General features: G+C 59.8%; 2 protein-coding genes. Both read left to right on the top strand.

What is annotated here, in order from left to right; all coding sequences use genetic code 11:
- Window positions 1-610 (top strand): GGDEF domain-containing protein (locus Q7T06_RS00575; RefSeq protein ID WP_304778361.1); only part of this gene is annotated, 610 nt, incomplete at its 5' end.
- Between the two features lie 138 nt (window positions 611-748).
- Window positions 749-1,846: cation:proton antiporter (locus Q7T06_RS00570; RefSeq protein WP_304778358.1), on the top strand; the 1,098-nt coding region annotated here is incomplete at its 3' end.

Raw genomic sequence — 1,846 nt, 5'->3', positions numbered from 1 at the left:
GAAGCTCGGCGCGCTGGATGCCTATCTGGCAACCGAAGGTCACCGCGAAGCCAGGATCGACACGCTACAGCAAGCCTTGGCCGAATCGCATGAGGAAGTGTCGCGCTTGCACCATAAGGCTTCGACCGACCAGCTTACTGGTCTGACAAACTTCAGCAGCCTGATGGAGAAATTGGAGCAACAGATCAGGAAAGCCGAGGAACGGAAACAACCACTGTGCGTCTTGATGGCCGATTTGGATTTTTTCAAGAAAGTCAACGATACCTATGGCCACATGGCTGGCGATATGGTGTTGCGGCATACAGCGGAGCGGATTCAGGCAGCAGTACGCGATTTCGATATCGTGGGACGCTTTGGTGGAGAAGAATTTACCATCGTTCTGAAAAATACCGATATCGGTCTGGCGAAAGTCATTGCGGAGCGCATCCGCAATGAAATTGCCGCCACTCCCATGCATATCAAGGGAATCAATATCGCCATTACCATCAGCCTGGGCGGGGCGATGATGAAGCCGGGAGAAACCAGAGAAGCTTTGCTCGACCGCGCCGATGCGGCCCTATACGAGGCCAAGCAAACTGGGCGGAATCGCGTGGTGTTTGCCGCACCGTAGGACGCCTGGAATGAATGGTCAGTATTCAGGCCATCGCGCTGCTTGAGGTTTTTCGGTGCAAAATAGTACACATTGCAAATACGCTCCTTGGCAATAATTGCAGCCTGTTGCCACGAACAATCCAGAAGGACTGACTGAATGCCGCATAACATCAGCCTGATCACAACCATTGCAGCCGGACTTGGTTTGGCGATGATATTCGGCTTCATCGCAGCGCGCCTCAGGATGCCGCCCCTGCTTGGTTATCTCGTGGCCGGCATCATCATTGGCCCTGGCACGCCGGGATTTGTCGCCGATGTGGAACTGGCCGGCCAGCTCGCCGAAATCGGCGTGATCCTGCTGATGTTCGGCGTAGGACTGCATTTCTCGCTCGACGACCTGCTTTCGGTGCGGCGCATCGCGGTGCCGGGCGCCATCGTGCAAATCCTGGCGGCGACGGCGCTGGGCATGGGTGTGGCATCGTTCTGGGGATGGAGCATTGGCGCCGCACTCGTGTTCGGCCTCTCGCTGTCGTGCGCCAGCACGGTGGTGTTGCTGCGCGCGCTCGAGGCACGGGGCGTGCTCGAATCGATCAATGGCCGCATCGCGGTCGGCTGGCTGATCGTCGAAGACTTGGTGATGGTGCTGGTGCTGGTGCTGCTGCCGGCCTTTGCGACCCTGCTCGGCGGCAACCATGCGCCCGGCCAAACACTGCCAGTTGGCGACATGCTGCTTCCGCTCGGCATTACGCTTGCCAAGGTGGCCGCATTCGTCGCCCTGATGCTGATCATCGGACGTCGACTGTTCCCGTGGTTGCTGTGGCAGGTGGCGCGCACCGGCTCGCGCGAACTGTTCTCGCTGTGCGTGATCGCAGCGGCGCTGGGCGTGGCCTACGGCTCTGCCAAGTTGTTCGGCGTCTCGTTCGCGCTGGGTGCGTTCTTCGCCGGCATGATGTTGCGCGAGTCGGAATTCAGCCATCGCGCCGCCGACGAATCGTTGCCGTTGCGCGACGCGTTTTCGGTGCTGTTCTTCGTCTCGGTCGGCATGCTGTTCGACCCTCAAGTGTTCATGGAACAGCCCACGAAAGTGTTGGCTGTCGCGGCCATCATCCTGGTCGGCAAGACGCTGGCTGCGATCGCGCTGGTGCTGGCGTTCCGCTATCCGCTCAACACGGCGCTGACGGTCGGCGCGAGCCTGGCGCAGATCGGCGAATTTTCGTTCATCCTGGCCGGCATGGGGGTGAGCCTGGGGTTGCTG

It is taken from the genome of Herminiimonas sp. (assembly GCF_030645555.1).
Lineage (GTDB): Bacteria > Pseudomonadota > Gammaproteobacteria > Burkholderiales > Burkholderiaceae_D > Oxalicibacterium.
Note: the sequence above shows the minus strand (reverse complement) of the source record. Positions and strands in the feature narration are given on the sequence as shown.